This is a genomic window from Faecalicatena sp. Marseille-Q4148 (assembly GCA_018228665.1).
Taxonomy (GTDB): domain Bacteria; phylum Bacillota; class Clostridia; order Lachnospirales; family Lachnospiraceae; genus UBA9414.
Map to the genome: position 1 here is coordinate 2,163,273 of CP073692.1, position 19,938 is coordinate 2,183,210.

The following is a 19,938-nucleotide window of genomic DNA, read 5'->3' on the forward strand; positions in this document are numbered from 1 at the left end:
CCTCCTTAAAATCTAAAAACCGCCTGACGGGCAAGTGCGTATTTACTGACTGCCATCTCACTTTTATTACTGATCCGCAAAATATTTTTTATATAAGACAGCAGAAAATTGTTATATTTCACTTCCATTACTACACACCCCGGATGCATAACCGGAAAACAGCCCGCATGTTCTTCCCAAAATCGTCCGGTTACTTTTGACGCTGATATATTGCTGTCAAAAGTAATCCTTGTGTCATTTTCCTTGAAAACAAATGCCCGTCTCTTATATTCAACAATGACTTTCGGCATATAACAATTCATCTTAAGCACTCCGTAACATTCTTTTGCAAAGGGCTCATCATATTCAAGGAGTACTTCATAATGTTCCTTCATTAATTCTTCCGCATGTTCTCTGGAAATAGTCAAGGAACGCTTCAACTGATTGCTTCCCTGTTTTTGCTTCATCTCCAAGAGTGCTGTCATATCTTGGAAATTGTAAATCCGCAGCCGCATCTTCCTACGGCACTCAACGCCCGCCAATTTTTCTTCAAAATCTTTATTTCCCAATGTATCGAAATACAGAGAACGTACCATGTATCCGTCGATACCGTTATGAGAATCTTCTTTGAATAATTCGGCAAATTGATGACTAAAGCGATAATACTGTTCACCGCTTATCAGAAATTTTTTTTCCTGACGAAATACCTTTTTAATCTGCATCCTTTTCCTCCAACATTTCTCTTACGGGACTGCTCCAGTGATAATCTCTTATCACATTTATATTTTCATATTCCTTTTGAAGTTCCTCCCAAGTCTCTTTTGCATTATCGATTCCTTTATTCCGATAAGTTTCTTTTTCTGTAAGACCATGCTTTCCTACCTCCTGAAACTCCAGTATGCAATGCAACTCCTTTCCGTATTTTTCAGAAAGCACAGCCTCTGTTTTAATTGCCTCAATTTCGTTACCGCAACTATAATTCATAACTGCCACTTCATCACAGGTCTCTTTTATCAGTTCTTCAAGTCCTGCAGTCAATCCTTGATCATCGTAATGCCGTGGTATACAAATCGCTGTGCGGAGATGATTTTTTTGAGCGAATTTATATCCTTTTTTCATACAACTTATATATCTGTCCATATACTCTTCTGGATTTTCCTTCCAATAATCCGATATATACGGTTCTATATCCAACATAACTCCGTCAAACCTTTCTTTTTCTGAAGACTGCATATTATACTGAACAATTTTCTCTAGATGTGCCAGCAGTGTTGCTCCATTCTCTTCATATCCCCATTCTACAGCACCAAGGAGCGCATACACTTCTATATTGTTGTTATGTAAGACTTTTACAAATTCTCTTGTCGACTCTGCTTCTGTTGTACCATCTGTTTCCTGATACCACCTGGTAATTTCTAGCTTCTCGGCAAGGTGAAGCGCTTCCTCTGGTTCACGAACAGCTTCCTCTGCCCACTCAAACATCCCCGTTTCCTGATATACCTTCTCCTGTTCTTTTCCTTTCCCGGCACAACCAGATACTGTCAACATAAATGTAAAAATAGATACTAAACTGTACCCATAAAAATAGATACTTAAGCGATTTCTTTTTTTATCACTTTTCATGGTATCTCTCCTCCATCCACCTTTTTAGTCATTTTAATCTATGGAATCATAAAAAATCTCTATTCTCACATATTATGTTCTTAGTATAAATTCAACAAGTCACACACCAGTCACAAATTTGAATTCTTTAAAAATTTCTTTATTTTTTCAACAGAAACAAAAAAACATCTTCCATAAATTTCCAGTGGAATTTATGGAAGATGCCTCTCTTTCATTATTCATTATTTATTTTTCTAATTATCCTACGCTGATCTCATCAATACTGTACTGCAGAACTACTCTCTTTGTCTTACCTGATTGATAGAATCTATCCTTCAGCCGATTAACCACCATCTTGGCGTCCTCATACTGGCATGCCGGAAGCATGAGCAGAAACTGATTCGCACTGTAACGACATATAACATCACTATTCCTAAGATCTCCGAGTAACGTCTTCTCCAGAATGCCCATCCCTTCACTTAACTGTCTCTGGTAGTCATCTTTATTTCTAAAGTACTTCAGATCAAGATACATACTCATTAATGCAAGATGAATAGAAATCCCCATTCGGTTGCTTGACCTTGACTCAAGTGCATAAATCTTCCGAAAGACTCCATATTCACACAAAAACGCACCTGTCGGATGCTCTTTTTCCTTTAGTTCTTCATGGATAATTTCAATATTACTCTCATGCTCATGCTGACGCTTCTGCATCTCCTCATAAATCGCCTGCATCTCTCCCGATGGACGTACCCCTAACATATCATAGAAATACTTAACTGTCTTCTCATAATGCTCAGCCGCTGCCTGGTGCTTATTCTCCGCAATCAGCGCTCTGAGAAGATAGCAATGCACGTCCTCATCTAACGGCTCAACCCTAAGCTCTTTTCGGCACAAATGCTCAAGATCAGCATATCTTTGTTCCTGTTCCATGAGCGCCGCCAACTTCTTAACTGTTGCCAAATACAATGTACTATAATACGTAGACATCGATATCACCCAATATTCTGCCGATAATTCCGGAAGAAATTCGCCGCTGTACAACTCAACTGCTTTTTCTCCCTTCTCACGATGCTCTTCAACACTGTTTTCACCCGCAAGACTGCTGTAGCACGCTTCGAATTCTTCTATATCTACTTTCATTCTAATCTGTGGATTCCACTGATATATTCCCCGACCGGTTATAATAAAATCATAATCTCCCCACGTTTTCTTCAAAAGGTTCCGAAGTCTGTACATCAGATTCTTAAGTTTCCCCATCGGATTATCACTTTCATTCTCCGGCCAAAGCATATCAATAAGCTCCTGCACTGTCTGGCTCTTATCCCTATGGCATATCATATAAGTCAGCAGTCTGGTCAGCATCTCGGAATGTATATTCTCCGCAGTCAGTACCCCATCTTTATTCATCATCTGAAAATTCCCGAACATTCTAACATTCAGTTCCGGATACTCTCTTACGCTAGCTTTCTCCATAATACCTGCTCTTCCCTCAAATTTTATCTGCATTCTCTTAAAATATGTAGTAAATACACTAATATCATATATCTTTTCTATATGTTTCACAAGTAAAATCTGTATACTTACACAATCTACTTTTTATACAGATATTTGTCTGCTGTGAACCTGTCACCGTATATCAAATCTGCGATTAATATAGAAAAACATTGCAGATCATTTCTGACTCTGCAATGTCTACCATTCTGCTTCCTTTTCTTCCAGTTCGATCGCGGAATCTATCAATTTGATTAATTCAAAGACGCTCCGAAATGGAATTTCTTTCTGCCCTTCAATCCACTTTACAGTCCCCTGCCACGTATGATTCTGCCTGCATTTGACACTAATAACGAATGTTTCGCCTTTGTTACTGCACTTTTTATGTGGTACTGACATCTGGCTTCCTCCTTCTGACCTTTTTTCCGACAGCATGACCTTACGCTTATAGGTCATTATACTCTCCGCCGGTCACACCACGGTCATACAAAAGGCTAATAAATTCAAGATCACTCTCAAATTCTCCAATCATATTTCCCAGTTCATCCCACATAATTCCCTGCCAGGAACTTCTAAGCCTAGAAATAAATGTCACATCTCTCGTCATCACACTGCCGAAATACTTCCTGATTTCTTCCGGTGTATGATATATCTCCGAAATACTGTGATATGCTGTGATCTCGTTTTCTCCAGATTCCCGAAAACTTCTTGTCTGGCGGGACGGCTGAGGTCTTCCAATCCTATCAAGTATTCTGTCAATCAAGATAAAAAGCTCTGAACTTCCATTAAACGCCATCTCATCTTTCACTGCAATTCCACAGATACTGCCCTTTATATCGCTGTCTAATGTTTTAATCGCATCAACACAGATTCTAAGTGTAGATACTGTAAATTCCGCTTGCATATATCCAGGCCTCTCCTTCTTATCTTCTTTCTGAATAATAGATTACCATGAAGCTAATAACTCTACAAGATGATATTCCAAAAGTCCGCATCCAGACCATTGCGCCAGACGAAACGAAGAGTCATCCTCTGCGTTCTACCGACGGCAATTATCAAATTATCTCAACAGCTTGTTTCCATACATATTTTTATTTTTCGTATATCTTATATGCATTTCTTGTCGTATTCTTTACCTGATACAGCGCCCGGTCTGCTTTCTCGTACAATTCCTCAAGAGTACTTCCGTGCTCCGGTACGAGCGCTATGCCTGCTGAAATGGTAATAGCGACTTTGACTCCTTCCCGTTCATAGACAAGTTCCATTTTCTTGAGAAGGCTTGTAAGTACTCTGTCAAGAACCTCCAACGGTATTCGCTGGATAAATACAACGAATTCATCGCCGCCCAGACGGCATACAATATCATACCTTCGAAAATGACTCTTCAAAATCTCTGCCACATCTTTCAGTGCTTCATCTCCGCACATATGGCCAAGCGTATCGTTCAGCTGTTTGAAATGATCCAGATCAAGCAGCATAAACACGCTTGTCTCTCCCGGACGCATTTCTGCTAATGCCTTCATAATATATTGTCTTCCGGCGCTTCGATTATAGACCTTCGTCAGAGGATCTACAACCGCCCGCTCTTCCAGATACAATTCTTTCCGCTTCTTATCATCAATATCCCTTACCGTAACAAATGCAATCAGATTGCCGCTCTGAGCGTCTCTCTCCAGATGCGTCTCACATGCCACCCAGAAAGTCGTTCCGTCATCCCGCAAATATTTGTATTCCCGGATGAAATTATTCTCTCCTGAGAGAAACCGTATTCTGAGACTGTCTACGGAACATTTCTCACAGATTTCCTCGCGGAACTCTTCGGCAACACACTTTTCGGCAAATTCTTTCAGAATTCTTGTATAGGTCATATTCGAATTATGCGCCTCCTCTGTCTGTCCGAGTACACGGTCAAGCGTTACATTGATCTCATATACGCCGATCACATCTGACATGAAAAAGCTTCGCATCTTCTTTTCCCGCTTTAACATCAGCTCTTTTTCATAATTCTCTGAAATATCATATATCATTCCGATAGAACGAACCGGTTCGCCGCTGGCGTTATAAAAATGAATAATCTTGATTCCATAATAATACGTCTGTTCTCCCCGCACCAGAATAATCCGTTTCTTCGATTCTTCCCGTCCGTTTTCCAGGTCATCAAACATTTCCGCGATTGCCCGCGCCATGGTCTTTTGATTTGTCTCACTGAAATACTTCAGCATTTCTTTTGAAACATTCTGAATCGTCTGAGGAAGCTGAAGCTTCTCATAGCTGTTATTACTTAGAAATCTCATCTCATCCTTCTGAGCATCGTAGAGAAATACCTGACTCTCCAACTCAGATACTGCCACCTGGAAAATATTATCCCGTATCTGAAGTTCCTGATTCATCTGTTCCACTTTCTTCTTCTCCGACCAGATCATATAGTAGATCACTATCACAAACAGCGTCAGTGTAAGCACTACCTGGAACGTCAAAAGCGATACGGAATCTGCCAGATAATGAACCCTTCCCTCAATTGTTTCTTCATTTACCACTGTGACAGCAGACCATCCATTGATATTGATCGGTGTAATATAGACGTACTCTCTTCCGGATTTTCTTTGAAGTTCCAGATACATTGGGCTCCTGGCCATAAGCTTGTCCTGTATCTTTTCTATGTCTACCGATGTTTCCAAATCCTCAATCTCTTCAAAGAAATTCGTTTCTTCCTTATCAGCTAACGCCTTTCCGTAGTTGGTCACATAATTACCCTCTCCGTCGATGATGTACATCTCGCTTTTTATGCCGCCCATCTCCACGTTGTCATATACCTGGAACGAATCGCACTCGATCACCCCGTAAAGAACACCTCTTACCGTGTCCTTCTCTCCATATATCGGAACTGCAAGAAAAATAATCTCCTCATCTATAATTTTAGATTTCATAGAGCCGGTAATGATCTCATGACCTTTCATGCACTCACGGAAGTATTCGCGCTCTCCTACATTCAATGTCTTTCCTGCTGTAGTGATCGCATTCCCGTCCGGCAGTGCAATTCCAAACCGCAGGATATCCAGATTCTCGTCTTTCAGAACTTTCCGCAAATATTCAAAATTCTCTTCCTGCTGAATATCTTTCGTATCTTTTAATGTCTCTGCAAGATTTCTCAGAAAGCTCATGGAAAGATTGATTTTCGTCTCAACAATCTCCGCTCCCTGATTCGCTAATCCTGACAGGGAAACGACGGCATTATTCTGCTCTTCCTTTTGAACGTTTCTCTCAAAATTCACAAAATATATGTTGATCAATACAAGTATCAGCACTATAAAAAAAACAACTGCAATCACTCTTTGTGTTTTCTTACTTTTTCTTTCCTGCATTTTCATACCGCCTTACTCTTATCCCAGTATTCTTCTAACCGACGCTTCTCCGGCTAAAATTCTATTATGTAAATTGTACCATACTCAGAGAAAGGTTACAATGTTGAATGTGGCCGTTCTTTACAGCTATTCTTTATACTTCACATTCCAGCTGGCAGTCATATGGCTCCTGCTCCACATGTTCCTGACGGTATTCTTTTGCCTCTGCACATCCCATTTTCTTATAAAATGCCTGGGTTTCCACAGCGGAATGAGCTGAAACATAAAGCTTCTTTGCTCCATGCTCCTTTGCCCATTGCCGGTCTGCCTGAAATAACTCCCGGCCGATCCCCGTTCCGCGCATATCTTCTGATACATGGATGCAGGTTAGATCTGCATATCTGTGTTCTCCGCCGAAGATTTCTGCCTCCACAGATGTGAAGCCTTTTAGCTTTCCATCTGAAAATGCTCCGTACACAAATCCTCCTGTTCGAATGGTATTCTTTAAGCAGGTAACAAGAAATTCGTACTCTTGCGGTGTCCAGTCATCAATAAACGGATCCGGCTTTATTACCCACTTTCCTTCCTCCCGGCGCCAACAGTCATTTACAACCTGATGCCGGATAAAATCTTTAAATAATTCTTTTGTAAGTTCCTCTTCTTTTATGACTCTGTATTCTATCATTACGCTTCTCCTTTATCTTCGTTTTTACTAAGATAGCGCCACAGCGTTGTCCTGCTGATCCCAAGCTGGCGCGCTGCCGCTGCACGGTTTCCGCCGTGCGCCGCTACAGACTGCTCTACCACGTCATGAATGATTTCCTCCAACGTCACTTCTGTATTGGCAGACGGCTTATTGGGTATGAAATTCTTTTTTACCGGACGCTCTTTCGCAAGAAGTTCTGCAACCGCATTACTTCTAATATAACTGGAAGTTGCTGTTGTTGCAAGGGTGCGGAGAATGTACTTAAATTGTGTATAGTTATTTGGCCAGTCATAACGGCGCAGCATTTCGATCGCCCGCGGTTCAAATCCGGATATCTGTTTTCCCAACTCTACTGTCAGACTGCTGAGATAGACGCTGGCAAGGGAAGAAATCTCATCCGCCCGACTGCGAAGTGACGGCAGATTCAGCATCAGACACCCAAGCTTTGACTGAAATTTTCTCATACGCTCCGGCTCCGGCTCGCCGTCCGGACAGACATAAGAGAAGATCAGTCTTACCCTTCTGGCAAGCCCGGTCTCATGGATCACGGAAAGCAGCTCCTTTGCTGTTTCCTCTTCCAGCATCTCGAAATTCTGAAAATAGATTGTGTTGCCTGTAGCATTTAACGGCGAATTATCGTGCCATAAGAGAAAATCCCATCCCTTTTCATTGACCAGTTCACAATTCACAAGAACAAATGGTTTGTTGACTCGTGAACTGTGCAGATAAAGAAACCATGCAATCTGTTCTTTGCCGGTTCCCGCCTCGCCCCGGATCATAACCGGCTGGCGCACTTCCGCCAGTTTTAAGATTTCTTCATCCATCGTCCCCATGGCGCCGCTTGTATTGTAAAAGCTTGTTGTAAATAAGTATTCACATTCTCCTTTATTCATAGACCGGATACCCTTCCCCCAGCTGGAGTGCATGGAAATCCTGGAAGGAACACAGTAAAACAGGCAGTAACGCTTCTCATCCATTAGCAATGTCTGTCCCGTAATCCGGTATAGCTGATCCCGCTCGGTATAGTAAAATTTCAGTGAACTGTTTGACGGCACTTCCCGCAGATGGGATTTCAAAGTCTCTACCAGACCGGCAGACGGTTCTGTCGGACTGCTGTAAAAAATCCTTCCGTCTTGCTGAAGTACGACAACACGCCCATTCTGATCTTTTGTGATACTTCTAAGAAACATATTTTCCTGCCGTACCCGCCCAAACCACTGACTGATATTGATCGCCTGGTCAAAGGCAGCATGCATACTTTCCACACCCGATGTAATGAGAAATGCATCCATCCCCATCTGACGCGCAATTCTGTGGGTTACCATATCGCAGACAACCATGTGGTAGCCTTCCTGTTTCAGATGCTTCAGAAGTTCCGGAACTTCATCGGCATGTTCTACCGTAAGGATCGTCAAGTGATAATCCAGAAGATCACAGAGCGTATGCGCCGGCTCTGTAATGCTTGAGAACCCGACAATGGCATAACGCCTGGAATAGTTCTCAGCAAGCTTCATCGCACTTAGCACATCATAGACGGAAAGCGGAATCTCTACAACCGGAAGCTCTGTCATCTGCCGTATCATCGTTGCAGTTCCTCCTCTGGAAATAATACAGTCATAAGAGTTCATCGGAACATGCTGCACAATGGCTGCTCCTACCTCAAGATCTCCTGTATAAACATCAAGCTGTACGTTCGGATACGCTTCTGCAGTACGTTCCATAACCGTACGCATTCCTTCATAAGGTGCAATTCCAAGAATTCGTGTATGTGTGTTGACCAAAATCAATCCCTCCGTTTCGTTTTGTTACCATTATATCAGATGATTATACAAATTGCACGTTTTATGCGTTTCATTTTAAAACATTTTCATCATTATTTCAGTATTTTTTCAAATTCGTTCTAAATTGGAACATCTTTCTTCTGTTTTTTCCGTGCGAAGTTTCCTAAAATTCGTCATAATAACAGTAACGAAAGAGAGGAGGGGGAAGACCATGAGCCTTCTTTTGATTATCGCGGACGATTTTACCGGCGCACTTGATACCGGAGTACAGTTCGCTGCCCGCGGAATCCGAACCCAGGTTGTCGTAGATACGGAAATTGATTTTGCTTCTCAGAACGCAGAAGTGCTTGTCATCGATACAGAAACAAGACATTTGCCGGCTGACAAAGCATATGACATTGTATATCAACTGACAAAACGCTGTCTGAAGACAGATATCCACTATATTTATAAGAAAACAGATTCTGCACTGCGCGGAAATATCGGAGCTGAGCTTGCCGCGCTTCTGGATGCAAGCGGATGCAGACAGCTTCCGTTCCTTCCGGCATTTCCACAGTTGAATCGTATTACAAAGAACGGCGTCCATTATATCGACGGTGTTCCTGTAACAGAAAGTCCTTTTGGTATCGATCCATTTGAACCGGTAAGACATTCCGTTATCACAGAGCTGATTGCAGAACAGACCGACTGTCCGGCACACAGTTTCCCGGCGTTAAATGAGACTGATCCGGTTCCCCAGACAGATGGGATTCTCGTCTTCGATGCGGAACATAGCAAAGAACTGACTGCCACGGGAAAAGCTCTGTTCCGGCAAAACACACTTCAGATTATGGCAGGCTGTGCCGGTTTCGGCGCATCTCTTCCGGAACTTCTGAATATTACTCCGGATACGAAACGCACCTTTCCGAAGCTGGACGAACGCCTTCTTGTCGTATGCGGAAGCGTCAATCCAATCACACTCGCACAGCTAGACACAGCAGAACAGGCCGGATTCTCCAGACTTCGCCTGACGCCGGAGCAAAAACTCACATCCGGTTACTGGAAAAGCTCTGACGGCACAGAACATTTGAAACAGATTGAATCTATGCTGAAGAAGAATCCTCACTGTATTATCGAAACAAACGATCCGGGCGGAAATCAGCTGACTGCCGATTACGCGGCTGCTCACGATATGGATCTGGAAACAGTCCGTGTCCGGATTGCCGGAAGTCTCGGAGCACTTGTCGGAGAGATTTTCACAAGCCCGTCTCTCGGCACGCTGCTGCTGACCGGCGGAGATACGCTCCTGCAGTGCATGAACTGCATTGGCGTCAGCGAACTTGAACCAATCTGCGAGCTTGCCAAAGGCGTTGTACTCGCACAGTTTACTTACCACGGCTGCACACGCCATGTCATCACAAAATCAGGCGGTTTCGGTCAGGAAGATCTTCTGATCACACTTGCCGACAGAATAGGAGGAAACTAATGACATACAAAAAACTGCCAGGATTGACCTGGGACGGACAAATTTACGAAAATGAAGAAATGGGCACATACGAAGCGCTTCTTCCAACAGGCGGATATCCGACTGCCCACGCGCCGGCAATGGCAGAACTGCCAAACGGCGATCTGCTCTGCTGCTGGTTTGCAGGTACTTATGAAGGAAGCGCAGACATTCATATCATCTGCTCTCTTCTGCCAAACGGAACTGATAAATGGCTTCCTCCGGTTGACATTTCCGGTGATCCGACAAGAAGCGAACAGAACCCGTCACTGTTTTACGGACCTGACGATGCTGTGTGGGCTATGTACACTGCTCAGCTTGACCGCCAGGAAGGCAAAGACAATATGCAGTTTACTTCTGTTGTGCGCTGTCAGAAAAGTACCGACGGCGGACGCACCTGGGGCGAATATGAAACAATGTTCCCGGAAGAAGGTACTTTCTGCCGCCAGCCGATCCAGATTCTTTCTAATGGACGCTGGATCTTCTCCAACTGGATCTGTACCGATTCTGAAGACGGACTCTCCGGCGATCCAAGCGCCTTCCGTATCTCCGATGACGGCGGCAAAACATGGCGCATGGTCATGATGCCAGAGAGCAACGGACATGTGCACGCCAATGTGGTAGAACTTGAACCGGGACATCTTGTGGCATTTATGAGAAACCGTGAAGCATACCGCATCCACAGAAGCGAATCCTTTGATTACGGCGATACATGGAGCGTTCCAAAGCCGACACCGCTTCCGAATAATAACTCAAGCATCAGCGCCATCAAGCTTCAGAGCGGACGGATTGCCATTGCCTATAATCCAACCTGTACACCGGATCCGCAGCCTGGCAAAGCTGCATGGCCGGGACTTCGCTGCCCGGTTGCCGTAGCCCTTTCCGAAGACGGCGGACTTACCTTCCCGATCATTCGCTGGATGGAGCGCGGAGAAGGATTTATCGGAGAAGAAAATAAAACAAACAATAAACAGTATGAATATCCTTACATTATGCAGACACGCGACGGCATGATCCACCTTGCTTATGCCGCACGCACACGTCTCGGTGTAAAATATATGTGCTTCCGTGAGGAAGACGTACTCGGCGAGAAACGCGAACGTGTAGGACTTTACAACCCGACAGCCGCGCAGAGCCATTAGAAATTCATTTTTCATAAAAAGGAGTGTTTGAAATTATGCTGACAACATATAACCTGAAGATGCCGCACGCTGTTTACGGCGGAGAAAATGCTATGGACAATATTACAGCGATCCTGAAATCCCGCGGCTCTAAACATGTGGCAATCTTTACTGACAAAGGGATCGAAGCAGCCGGACTGTTCACACTTCCGGAAGAAGCAGTGAAAGCTTCCGGAGCCGATTACTATGTACTTGACGATCTTCCGGCAGAACCAAGCTACATGGCTGTACAAAAGCTTGTTGACCAGTTCAAAGAAAGCGGCGCAGATATAATCATTGCCTGCGGCGGCGGAAGCGTTATGGACGCAGCAAAGCTTGCCAGCGTACTTGTAACAGATGAGTACGGCGTCAAAGAGCTTCTGGACGATCCGGGACGCGCTAAGAAATGCGTACCTGCCATTCTGATCCCGACAACAGCCGGAACCGGAGCGGAAGTAACTCCGAATGCCATTGTTGCCGTACCGGAGAAGGAACTGAAAGTCGGTATTGTAAATGAGAACATGATTCCGGATTATGTCATCCTTGATGCACGCATGATCAAGAATCTTCCAAGAAGCATCGCGGCTGCAACAGGAGTAGACGCCCTTGCCCACTGCATCGAATGTTTCACAAGCAATAAAGCAAATCCATTCAGCGACCTGTACGCTCTGGAAGGACTGGATCTGATCCTGAACAATATTGAGAAAGCCTGCGATGATCCGGAGGCAATGCAGGAGAAAAACCGGATGCAGATTGCAGCTTACTACGGCGGCCTTGCCATTACCGCAAGCGGTACAACTGCTGTTCATGCACTCAGCTATCCGCTTGGCGGCAAATATCACATTGCCCACGGCGTTTCCAATGCCATCCTTCTGGCTCCGGTCATGCGCTTCAACGAACCTGCCTGTCAGGAACGTTTTGCAATTGCATATGACCGCTGCTGCCACGATGAAGTAAAGATATGCAAAACTGCAGCCGAAAAATCCGCATGGATCATCAATCGTCTGGAAGAGATCGTAAAACATCTGGACATTCCGACAAGTCTGAAAGAATTCGGCGTACCGGAAAGCGATCTGGAAACACTTGTGGAATCCGGAATGCAGGTACAGAGACTTCTCGTAAATAATCCTCGCACCTTAACAGCAGACGATGCAAGAGAGCTTTACAAACAGATTTTATAAAAACATAAATGCAATCATAAATATTTTCCACAAAGGAGGACATTTTACCATGAAAAACATCGAATTAAAAGGAATTATCCCGCCAATCCTGACTCCAATGAATGATGACGAATCTATTAATGTCGCAGAACTCCGCAACCAGGTTGACCGTATGATCGAAGGCGGCGTTCACGCCCTCTTCCCATTCGGAACAAACGGCGAAGGTTATATTTTAAATGCAAAGGAAAAACAGCTCGTACTTGAAACAGTCATCGAGCAGTGTAACGGACGTGTTCCGGTTTATGCCGGTACCGGATGCATTTCTACAAAAGAAACAATCGAACAGAGCAAAATGGCACAGGCTGCCGGAGCTGACGTCCTTTCTATTATTACACCAAGCTTTGCCGCTGCAAGTCAGGAAGAGCTCTATGTACATTACAAAACAGTCGCAGAGGCTGTTGATATGCCGATCGTTCTTTATAACATCCCGGCCCGTACAGGAAACGCGCTTGCCCCTGCAACAGTAGCCCGTCTGGCTCAGATTGAAAACATTATCGGCGCAAAAGATTCCAGCGGAAACTTTACAAACATCCTCGGATACATTGATGCCGGAAATAAAAAAGAAAACGGTAAGTTCTACACATTATCCGGAAATGACCAGCTCATCATCTGGACACTGCTGGCAGGCGGTACCGGCGGTATTGCAGGCTGCGCTAACGTTTACCCACATACAATGGCTTCTATCTACAACCTGTTTATGGAAGGTAAGATTGAAGAAGCAAAAGCTGCCAACGAAAGCATCCAGAGCTTCCGCGCATGCTTCAAATACGGCAATCCAAACACAATCGTTAAGACAGCAACACGCCTTCTCGGCTACAATGTAGGACCATGCCGCGCGCCATTTAACCAGGTTCCGGAAGAAGGTATTGAAGCAATCAAGAAAGTTCTGAAAGAAAACGAAGCAAAAGGAATGCACTAATTGCATAAAGAAGGGAGCACACTACAATGAGTGTTAAACCAATCATTGGGATTACTATGGGAGATCCGGCCGGAAACGGCCCTGAGATCACCGTCAAGGCACTTGCACATACAGATATTTATGACCGCTGCCGCCCGATCGTTGTCGGAGATATGAAAATGATCGAGCAGGCCGCACGATTTGTCAACCGGACGGATATTACAATCCATCGCTGCGAGAAAGTAAGCGACGCGCTCTTCACTCCCGGCACAATCGATGTTCTTCACATGGAATTAATTCCGGATGCGGAAGCATTTCCAATCGGTCAGGTAAGCGTAGAAGGCGGAAATGCTGCTTTCCAGTGTGTCCGCAAAGTCATTGAGCTTGCAATGAACGGCGAAGTAGACGCAACCTGTACAAATGCCCTGAATAAAGAAGCAATGAATAAAGCCCTTGAGTTTTATCACGGCGAAAACTCTGACGGCCACACACATTTTGACGGCCATACAGAAATCTACGCAACTTATACCGGCACAAAGAAATATACAATGATGCTGGCTCATCATGATTTGCGCGTTGTCCATGTCTCCACACATGTTTCCCTCCGTGAGGCTTGCGACCGCGTAAAGAAAGACCGTGTGCTTGATGTCATCCGGATCGCAGATAAGGCATGCAAAGATATGGGCATCCAGAATCCGAAAGTAGCAGTTGCCGGGTTAAATCCGCACTGCGGTGAAAATGGTCTCTTCGGCACAGAAGAAATCGAAGAGATCAAGCCTGCCATCGAAGCAGCGAAAGCGCAGGGCATTAATGCCGTCGGACCGATTCCGCCGGACAGCGTCTTCTCAGAGGCACTTGGCGGATGGTACGATATCGTTGTCTGCATGTACCACGATCAGGGACATATCCCGCTGAAGACAGTGGGCTTCGTTTATGACCGCGAACTCCAGACATGGAAAGCGGTAGAAGGCGTCAATGTCACACTCGGCCTTCCGATCATCCGTACAAGCGTTGACCACGGCACCGGCTTCGCTCTTGCCGGCAAAGGTACAAGCAATGAATTAAGTCTTGTCAATGCCATCGATTATGCGATCCGCATGACAAACGGACAGAAAAAATAAAAAGAAAATGCAGCACAAATGCCGACCTGCTGGGGCTTCACTCCCACAGGCCGGCATTATTTTTTACCATATGTTCTATTTCGAAACACTTATCAACCTTTTGACGGTAAATGTTTCATTTTTCAACATATTTTTATGCAAATTTTATAATTTTCCTCTATGTGTTTCTAATTATAACACATCTGCCTGCTTATTTTCTTGTTGCTATTTCTGTCATCTTGTATACTAAACCCAAGTTAAGAAGATATGTTTTGTGCAAAGTGGCAGACTTTGTACACGGTATCATCTAAAGAATGGAGGAGAACTATATGACAACACAAATGATTATTGCTATCGCAATTACCGTTCTCATGATCATTTTGATCATGCAGGATAAGCTGCCATTCGGCGCACCGCCACTTCTGGCATGTTTACTGCTTGTTATTTTCGGTATTGCTGATATCAAGTCTGCATTTGCCGGATTCTCTAACTCAACAATCATTATGTTGGCTGAATTCATGGCAATCATTGCAGCGCTTCAGAAAACAAGCTTTATTGTAAAATTCAAAGAGACCATGTTTAACATGGCGAACCGGGGAGGCTTCAAAGCCTACATGCTTATGATCCTCGTTGTTATGCTTGGATGCAGCTTATTCGGTACAGGATCCACAGCATACTATGTAATGACCATCGGCTTACTCTCTACTCTGCCATACAGCCAGAAACTTCCGCCGTCAAAGATCATCATGACTGCCGGATTTGCTGCTAACCATCCGCTGATTCCATTTAACACTGCTTTACAGTACGGTATCGTAATCGCAGTACTTGGAAGCGCCGGTATCACTGCAAATATCCCGGTTGCAAAATTTGCTATCGTGAACCTGATTCTTTCTCTCGGCTTCTTATTAAACTGTGTAATTCAGTACAAATACCTGCCAGATCATCCGATCGCCGCAGCAACAGAAGAAGCAAAAGCTCAGGGCGTTCTTGAGACAAAGCTTCCAAAATGGAAAGAAAATGTTACTTACATTGCATTCGTTGTAGCTGTTATCGGTATGCTGCTTCAGAGCAAAATCGGTGATGCAGGTTATGCGATCGCCGGTCTTTCCGTAGGCGCTATCCTCGTTGCAGGCGTTATGGATTTCAAAGAGATCCGCGATGCGATCAGCGCTCCGATCATCCTGATGTCTGCCGGTGTTATCGGTGTTGCAGACGCGCTCGGAAGTACAGGTCTTACAGACCTTGTCGGATCAAAAGTAGCTGAAATGCTTGGTGGAAACATCAATCCATTCATCATGATCTTCGCATTCTGCATCCTGACAAGCGTACTTGCAACAATGACCGGTTCTACAATCGGTACTGTCTATGTATTTGCACCGCTTGCAATCGCAACTTGTGTAAATCTTGGATTTGATCCAACAGCCGCTGCCTGTGCAATCGTTATTTCCGGATGGTGCGGACACTTCCTTCCAATCGACGGTATGCCTGCGATGGTAATGGGCGTTGGTGATTACAATATCAAAGAATTCTGGAAGTTTACGATCCCGCAGTACTTCATTCGTCTGCTTGCTTTAACAGCCGGATCACTGCTGATCTTCCCGGTATAGTATCGGATCGCATTGAATGTATAGGAGTTGATTCATTATGAAAAATAATTTTGAACTTGTGCACGTTGGCATTAACACACCAAATGCTGACGAAGCGCTGAAACTTGCTGAACTGCTCAGCATGATGTTTAATCTTGAGCCTCGCCACGGACAGAAATCCGAATTCGGCGGACCGTACTTCGAATGTATGAAAGCTCCGTTTCTCGGAAGCAATGGACACATTGCTATGCAAACCGATGATCTGGAGGCAGCTGTAGAAGAACTGAAAGAGAAAGGCTTTTCTTTTCAGATGGATACAGCAGCTTACACAGAAGCGGGCAAATTAAAAAATATCTATCTGAATGGAGAATATGGTGGTTTCGCCATCCATATTTTACAGAAATAAATTCCTAATTTCCTCAAAACGGCAGCCGGTTCCAGGACCGCTGCCGTTCTTTCCTTTTCTGGTTTTTATTTTCTTGTAATGTAAATCTGTCCTGAAACCGGAACATAAACTGCAATTACATCAAGGCTTCCCTCAACTATTTTCGTCTCCGTTACTGTTCCTTTATAATCTTTCACAACAATCTCATATGTTCCATTCACTTCTGATTCCAGAAGGATTCTTGTTGCCTTAGTACCATTTAAAACGATGTAGCTCTTAGCTTCTTCCGGAAGCGCGATCACACGGTTCATTGTATAAACGGCTCCAATCGCCTGTTTATTGCCAATTACCCAGACAACCGGATAAAGGTTATGCGGTTCCTCCGGACGGATTTGCGTCTTCTGAAGCAAATCTTTATGTTCCCGCATAAAATCCACCCAGAATTTCAGCATTTTCTTCATTTTCTCTGTAGTTTCTTCAAGTTTGACTGAAATCTGTACTGTCGCAAAAATGCTGGAAATAATCTGCAGAGCTGCCAGTTCCGGAGTTTCTTGCGGATGCCACATCAGCGGATCTGAGTGAACTGTTGTAGAACCGGAAAGCATACGAAGATCTACAATACCGACTCTATTTCTAATCGCTGAATTCGGGCAGTCTGTTACCCGAAACATGTTCCCATATCTTCTCATATTAGGCCCGATATAGCGCTGACGGAACTCTACCATGACCTCCGGCAATTCTTTAGAAATTGCAGCATAAATCTGAAGCATTAGCTGATCAAGCGCATCCTGGACACCGCAAATATCCATTTTATCATTGTATTCCGGTGTATCTTTTCTTGCTATAATCTGATCGATAAAGTCAAGCTTAAATCCATCAAGTCCCCATTCTTTCATTCCTCTTACATAGGTATCAACAAGGTACTGCCTTACTTCCGGATATCTCGGATCGAGTACTCCTGCTTCCATAGAATCTGCATAGAACAGAATTTTATCTTTGAATTCATCCCACTTTTCTGCCTTGCATCCGAGAAATGGCACACTGTACCAGATCATATATTTCATACCCATATTGTGTACTTTCTCAACATGTTCCCTGAAATCCGGAAATCTGTTTTTAGAAACTTCCCAGTCGCCGCAGAATGCATAACCTCTATTATTGTCATCCGTTTGCCATCCATCATCCAGAATCACTGTCTTAAATCCGATTTCTGAAGCAAGCTGACATTCTTTTTCAATCTCTTTGTCTGTCAAATTCTGATGATAAGAGTACCATGTAGAATATACCGGTTCTCTTGTCGCTTCCGCCGGATCAATCGGTATGATACCACAATCTGTCTCCCACCACTTTGATACTGCTGCGATAGACTCATAGAACGGAATATCTCTTTGATCCAGCAGAATCTCAAGCTCATATGTTCCTGTTCTTGAAATGTAAGCATTCGGAACTTTTATCTGCAGGAGTACTGTTCCATCTTCCTCATGGATTCCTGCTCGAAATTCAATAATTTCTTTTGTTTCTGACAATCCTACTGTGTATCTGTTTCTTCCGTCCTCACTAAACAGCGTCATGATTGGAGCAGAACTTGCTGTCATACTTCTGAAATATGCATCCCAGTCTGCATTAATTGAACGATCTGCTCCACAGTTCGGATGCCATACACCTGCACAGTCCAGATATGGGAAAATCCATGTAAGTTCTGTATAACCATTTTCCTGAGCTTCTTTTACTGCATTTTCTTCAACAGCAAAGCTGCATTTGTAAATCACAACTCCGGCTTCTTTTTCTACTGTCTCAACATTCAACTGCACCTGTTCTGTCTTTTTGATTCCGCACATTTTCGGCATAGTATTTTCCTCCTGATTTTCACTTAAATTATTTGCATCTAAATTTCAACTGTAATAGTTTCATCCGGCAGTATCTGCCTGCCATTTACACAAAGCAGCGTCTTTGTCCGATTTGTAAAAATAATGTGATCCTCTTTGAAAGAGATATCGACCTCTGCGTCAAGCATCGGGCAGTTCTTGATTTCAAACCATGTAAGTTCTTCATTCTTTGCAGGTGTAATCATAACCTGTTTTGCAGGCGCATCTACATAAACACCTGCCACACCACACACATAAGCACCAATGACTGCATAAGACACTTCCGGGTACTCTCTTCTTGCAAGAGAAGGATTGATAAGCTCTTTCAGCCAGTAGTATGCTTTCTCATTCTGGTGCTGACGGAAGAATAGTTCTGGATAGTGTGACATACTCTCCACATTCACGGCTTTTCTGTTCTCAAGGCTATATCTGTGAAGAAGTTCTGTATGTGCTTTTCTCTTTTTCGCATCTTCAATCACATTATAATATAAAAGTGAGAGTCCGTGTCCCATTTCCGGGCTATGGGCGAGTGAACCGCCATCTTCTTTTATAAGATAGAATGTACCTTCCTCCTCATCCCACCATTCATTTTCCAGCATTTTCTCAAGCGCTTCTGCTCTCTCTTCACAAATCCGCACAGAACCAAGCTCTCCTCTGAGACAATAGATCGCCGCTGCAGAACGATAACCGCGGATCTCAATCGCAAGCATATCTACAAGGGCTTCTGCATTTTCAAAGCGGTCATCTTCGCAGTATGACGGGATTCCAAGACGGGAGTTTTTGTATTTACGCTCCAGAAGGAAGTCACCGTCTTTATCCCAAAACTCAGCATATTTATAAATTGTCCAGTCATAGAACCGTACAAAATCTTCATCTTTAATATAGTCGGTATCTCCTGTCAGGCAATACATTCTATAGCAGACGTCTAACAGTTCAAAGTTCGCCGGAAGATTATACCAGAAATCTTCATCGCTCGCATAATCTACCGGACATGGACGATAATCCTTGTCAATCTCCCAGAATGTACAGTACTGTCTGCTTACTGCAATGTTCTGCACAAACCGTCTTAGCATATTTTTTGTATGAGATCTAAGTCCCAGCATCTCCGCCCCTGTCGCATGATGCGCAACATCACGGATGCAGAAAGACATCCTTCCTGGGAGCGCTGCCTCATACCAGTCTCCCACAAGGTCACCCTCATGACTATATAAAAGCGCTTGTTTTTTTGCCCATTCAAATCCTTTGTTCAGTTCTTCATTTGATGAATAGAAAGTAATTTTTCCTTTCACTTTCGAATCCTCCTCTATCCTTTTGATTTTAGAAGAAAAGGACTTCTGT

At 43.9% G+C, this 19,938-nt stretch carries 17 protein-coding genes; 7 read left to right on the forward strand and 10 right to left on the reverse strand.

The annotated features are described in order from the left end of the window. Positions 1 to 5: 5 nt before the first annotated feature. The 8 genes from KFE17_10340 to KFE17_10375 all read right to left on the reverse strand — a co-directional run bounded on the left by KFE17_10340 (position 6) and on the right by KFE17_10375 (position 8,903). Positions 6 to 695: a polyphosphate polymerase domain-containing protein gene (locus tag KFE17_10340; protein QUO33690.1), complete on the reverse strand. Its 690-nt coding sequence runs from the start codon at positions 693 to 695 to the stop codon at positions 6 to 8. Then, on the reverse strand, positions 691 to 1,602 hold the full coding sequence (locus KFE17_10345; GenBank protein QUO31274.1) for a hypothetical protein: 912 nt from the start codon (positions 1,600 to 1,602) through the stop codon (positions 691 to 693). The genes KFE17_10340 and KFE17_10345 overlap by 5 nt, the downstream gene beginning before the upstream one ends. Positions 1,603 to 1,839: 237 nt before the next feature. Then, complete coding sequence (locus KFE17_10350; protein QUO31275.1) at positions 1,840 to 3,057, reverse strand: winged helix-turn-helix domain-containing protein; 1,218 nt, start codon at positions 3,055 to 3,057, stop codon at positions 1,840 to 1,842. Between the two features lie 219 nt (positions 3,058 to 3,276). Further along, on the reverse strand, positions 3,277 to 3,474 hold the full coding sequence (locus KFE17_10355; GenBank protein QUO31276.1) for a hypothetical protein: 198 nt from the start codon (positions 3,472 to 3,474) through the stop codon (positions 3,277 to 3,279). 46 nt (positions 3,475 to 3,520) lie between these two features. Next, complete coding sequence (locus KFE17_10360; protein QUO31277.1) at positions 3,521 to 3,979, reverse strand: hypothetical protein; 459 nt, start codon at positions 3,977 to 3,979, stop codon at positions 3,521 to 3,523. A gap of 187 nt (positions 3,980 to 4,166) precedes the next feature. After that, positions 4,167 to 6,437: a diguanylate cyclase gene (locus KFE17_10365; GenBank protein QUO31278.1), complete on the reverse strand. Its 2,271-nt coding sequence runs from the start codon at positions 6,435 to 6,437 to the stop codon at positions 4,167 to 4,169. 133 nt (positions 6,438 to 6,570) lie between these two features. Then, positions 6,571 to 7,101, reverse strand: a complete 531-nt coding sequence (locus KFE17_10370) for a GNAT family N-acetyltransferase (protein QUO31279.1) — start codon at positions 7,099 to 7,101, stop codon at positions 6,571 to 6,573. After that, complete coding sequence (locus KFE17_10375) at positions 7,101 to 8,903, reverse strand: PrpR N-terminal domain-containing protein (protein ID QUO31280.1); 1,803 nt, start codon at positions 8,901 to 8,903, stop codon at positions 7,101 to 7,103. Before KFE17_10375 ends, KFE17_10370 begins: the two co-directional genes overlap by 1 nt. Positions 8,904 to 9,114: 211 nt before the next feature. Here KFE17_10375 and KFE17_10380 point away from each other — a divergent pair, with 211 nt between their 5' ends. The 7 genes from KFE17_10380 (at position 9,115) to KFE17_10410 (ending at position 16,756) form a co-directional block, all read left to right on the forward strand. After that, a complete protein-coding gene (locus tag KFE17_10380) occupies positions 9,115 to 10,368 on the forward strand; it encodes a four-carbon acid sugar kinase family protein (protein ID QUO31281.1) in 1,254 nt (417 codons plus the stop codon). Beyond that, complete coding sequence (locus KFE17_10385; GenBank protein QUO31282.1) at positions 10,368 to 11,528, forward strand: exo-alpha-sialidase; 1,161 nt, start codon at positions 10,368 to 10,370, stop codon at positions 11,526 to 11,528. Before KFE17_10380 ends, KFE17_10385 begins: the two co-directional genes overlap by 1 nt. Before the next feature lie 35 nt (positions 11,529 to 11,563). Continuing rightward, entirely contained in the window at positions 11,564 to 12,727 is a 1,164-nt protein-coding gene (locus KFE17_10390; protein QUO31283.1) for an iron-containing alcohol dehydrogenase, read from the forward strand. A 49-nt stretch (positions 12,728 to 12,776) separates the two neighbouring features. Further along, positions 12,777 to 13,685 (forward strand): 4-hydroxy-tetrahydrodipicolinate synthase, encoded by a 909-nt coding sequence (gene dapA, locus KFE17_10395; GenBank protein ID QUO31284.1) that lies wholly within the window; start codon positions 12,777 to 12,779, stop codon positions 13,683 to 13,685. A 26-nt stretch (positions 13,686 to 13,711) separates the two neighbouring features. Beyond that, on the forward strand, positions 13,712 to 14,785 hold the full coding sequence (gene pdxA, locus KFE17_10400) for a 4-hydroxythreonine-4-phosphate dehydrogenase PdxA (GenBank protein ID QUO31285.1): 1,074 nt from the start codon (positions 13,712 to 13,714) through the stop codon (positions 14,783 to 14,785). 308 nt (positions 14,786 to 15,093) lie between these two features. Then, positions 15,094 to 16,371, forward strand: coding sequence for a membrane transport protein (locus tag KFE17_10405; GenBank protein QUO31286.1), 1,278 nt, complete (start codon positions 15,094 to 15,096; stop codon positions 16,369 to 16,371). A gap of 37 nt (positions 16,372 to 16,408) precedes the next feature. Beyond that, positions 16,409 to 16,756, forward strand: coding sequence for a 2-dehydro-3-deoxyphosphogluconate aldolase (locus tag KFE17_10410; GenBank protein QUO31287.1), 348 nt, complete (start codon positions 16,409 to 16,411; stop codon positions 16,754 to 16,756). 65 nt (positions 16,757 to 16,821) lie between these two features. Here KFE17_10410 and KFE17_10415 read toward each other — a convergent pair whose 3' ends face one another. Continuing rightward, positions 16,822 to 18,582, reverse strand: coding sequence for an alpha-galactosidase (locus tag KFE17_10415; GenBank protein QUO31288.1), 1,761 nt, complete (start codon positions 18,580 to 18,582; stop codon positions 16,822 to 16,824). Positions 18,583 to 18,620: 38 nt separating this feature from the next. After that, positions 18,621 to 19,889: a hypothetical protein gene (locus KFE17_10420; GenBank protein QUO31289.1), complete on the reverse strand. Its 1,269-nt coding sequence runs from the start codon at positions 19,887 to 19,889 to the stop codon at positions 18,621 to 18,623. Positions 19,890 to 19,938 lie beyond the last annotated feature (49 nt).

Coding starts and splice junctions, on each gene's coding strand:
- KFE17_10345 (QUO31274.1), bottom strand. CDS start 1,602: ATGAAAAGTGATAAAAAAAGAAATCGCTTAAGTATCTATTTTTATGGG.
- KFE17_10350 (QUO31275.1), bottom strand. CDS start 3,057: ATGGAGAAAGCTAGCGTAAGAGAGTATCCGGAACTGAATGTTAGAATG.
- KFE17_10355 (QUO31276.1), bottom strand. CDS start 3,474: ATGTCAGTACCACATAAAAAGTGCAGTAACAAAGGCGAAACATTCGTT.
- KFE17_10360 (QUO31277.1), bottom strand. CDS start 3,979: ATGCAAGCGGAATTTACAGTATCTACACTTAGAATCTGTGTTGATGCG.
- KFE17_10365 (QUO31278.1), bottom strand. CDS start 6,437: ATGCAGGAAAGAAAAAGTAAGAAAACACAAAGAGTGATTGCAGTTGTT.
- KFE17_10370 (QUO31279.1), bottom strand. CDS start 7,101: ATGATAGAATACAGAGTCATAAAAGAAGAGGAACTTACAAAAGAATTA.
- KFE17_10380 (QUO31281.1), top strand. CDS start 9,115: ATGAGCCTTCTTTTGATTATCGCGGACGATTTTACCGGCGCACTTGAT.
- KFE17_10385 (QUO31282.1), top strand. CDS start 10,368: ATGACATACAAAAAACTGCCAGGATTGACCTGGGACGGACAAATTTAC.
- KFE17_10390 (QUO31283.1), top strand. CDS start 11,564: ATGCTGACAACATATAACCTGAAGATGCCGCACGCTGTTTACGGCGGA.
- dapA (QUO31284.1), top strand. CDS start 12,777: ATGAAAAACATCGAATTAAAAGGAATTATCCCGCCAATCCTGACTCCA.
- pdxA (QUO31285.1), top strand. CDS start 13,712: ATGAGTGTTAAACCAATCATTGGGATTACTATGGGAGATCCGGCCGGA.
- KFE17_10405 (QUO31286.1), top strand. CDS start 15,094: ATGACAACACAAATGATTATTGCTATCGCAATTACCGTTCTCATGATC.
- KFE17_10410 (QUO31287.1), top strand. CDS start 16,409: ATGAAAAATAATTTTGAACTTGTGCACGTTGGCATTAACACACCAAAT.
- KFE17_10415 (QUO31288.1), bottom strand. CDS start 18,582: ATGCCGAAAATGTGCGGAATCAAAAAGACAGAACAGGTGCAGTTGAAT.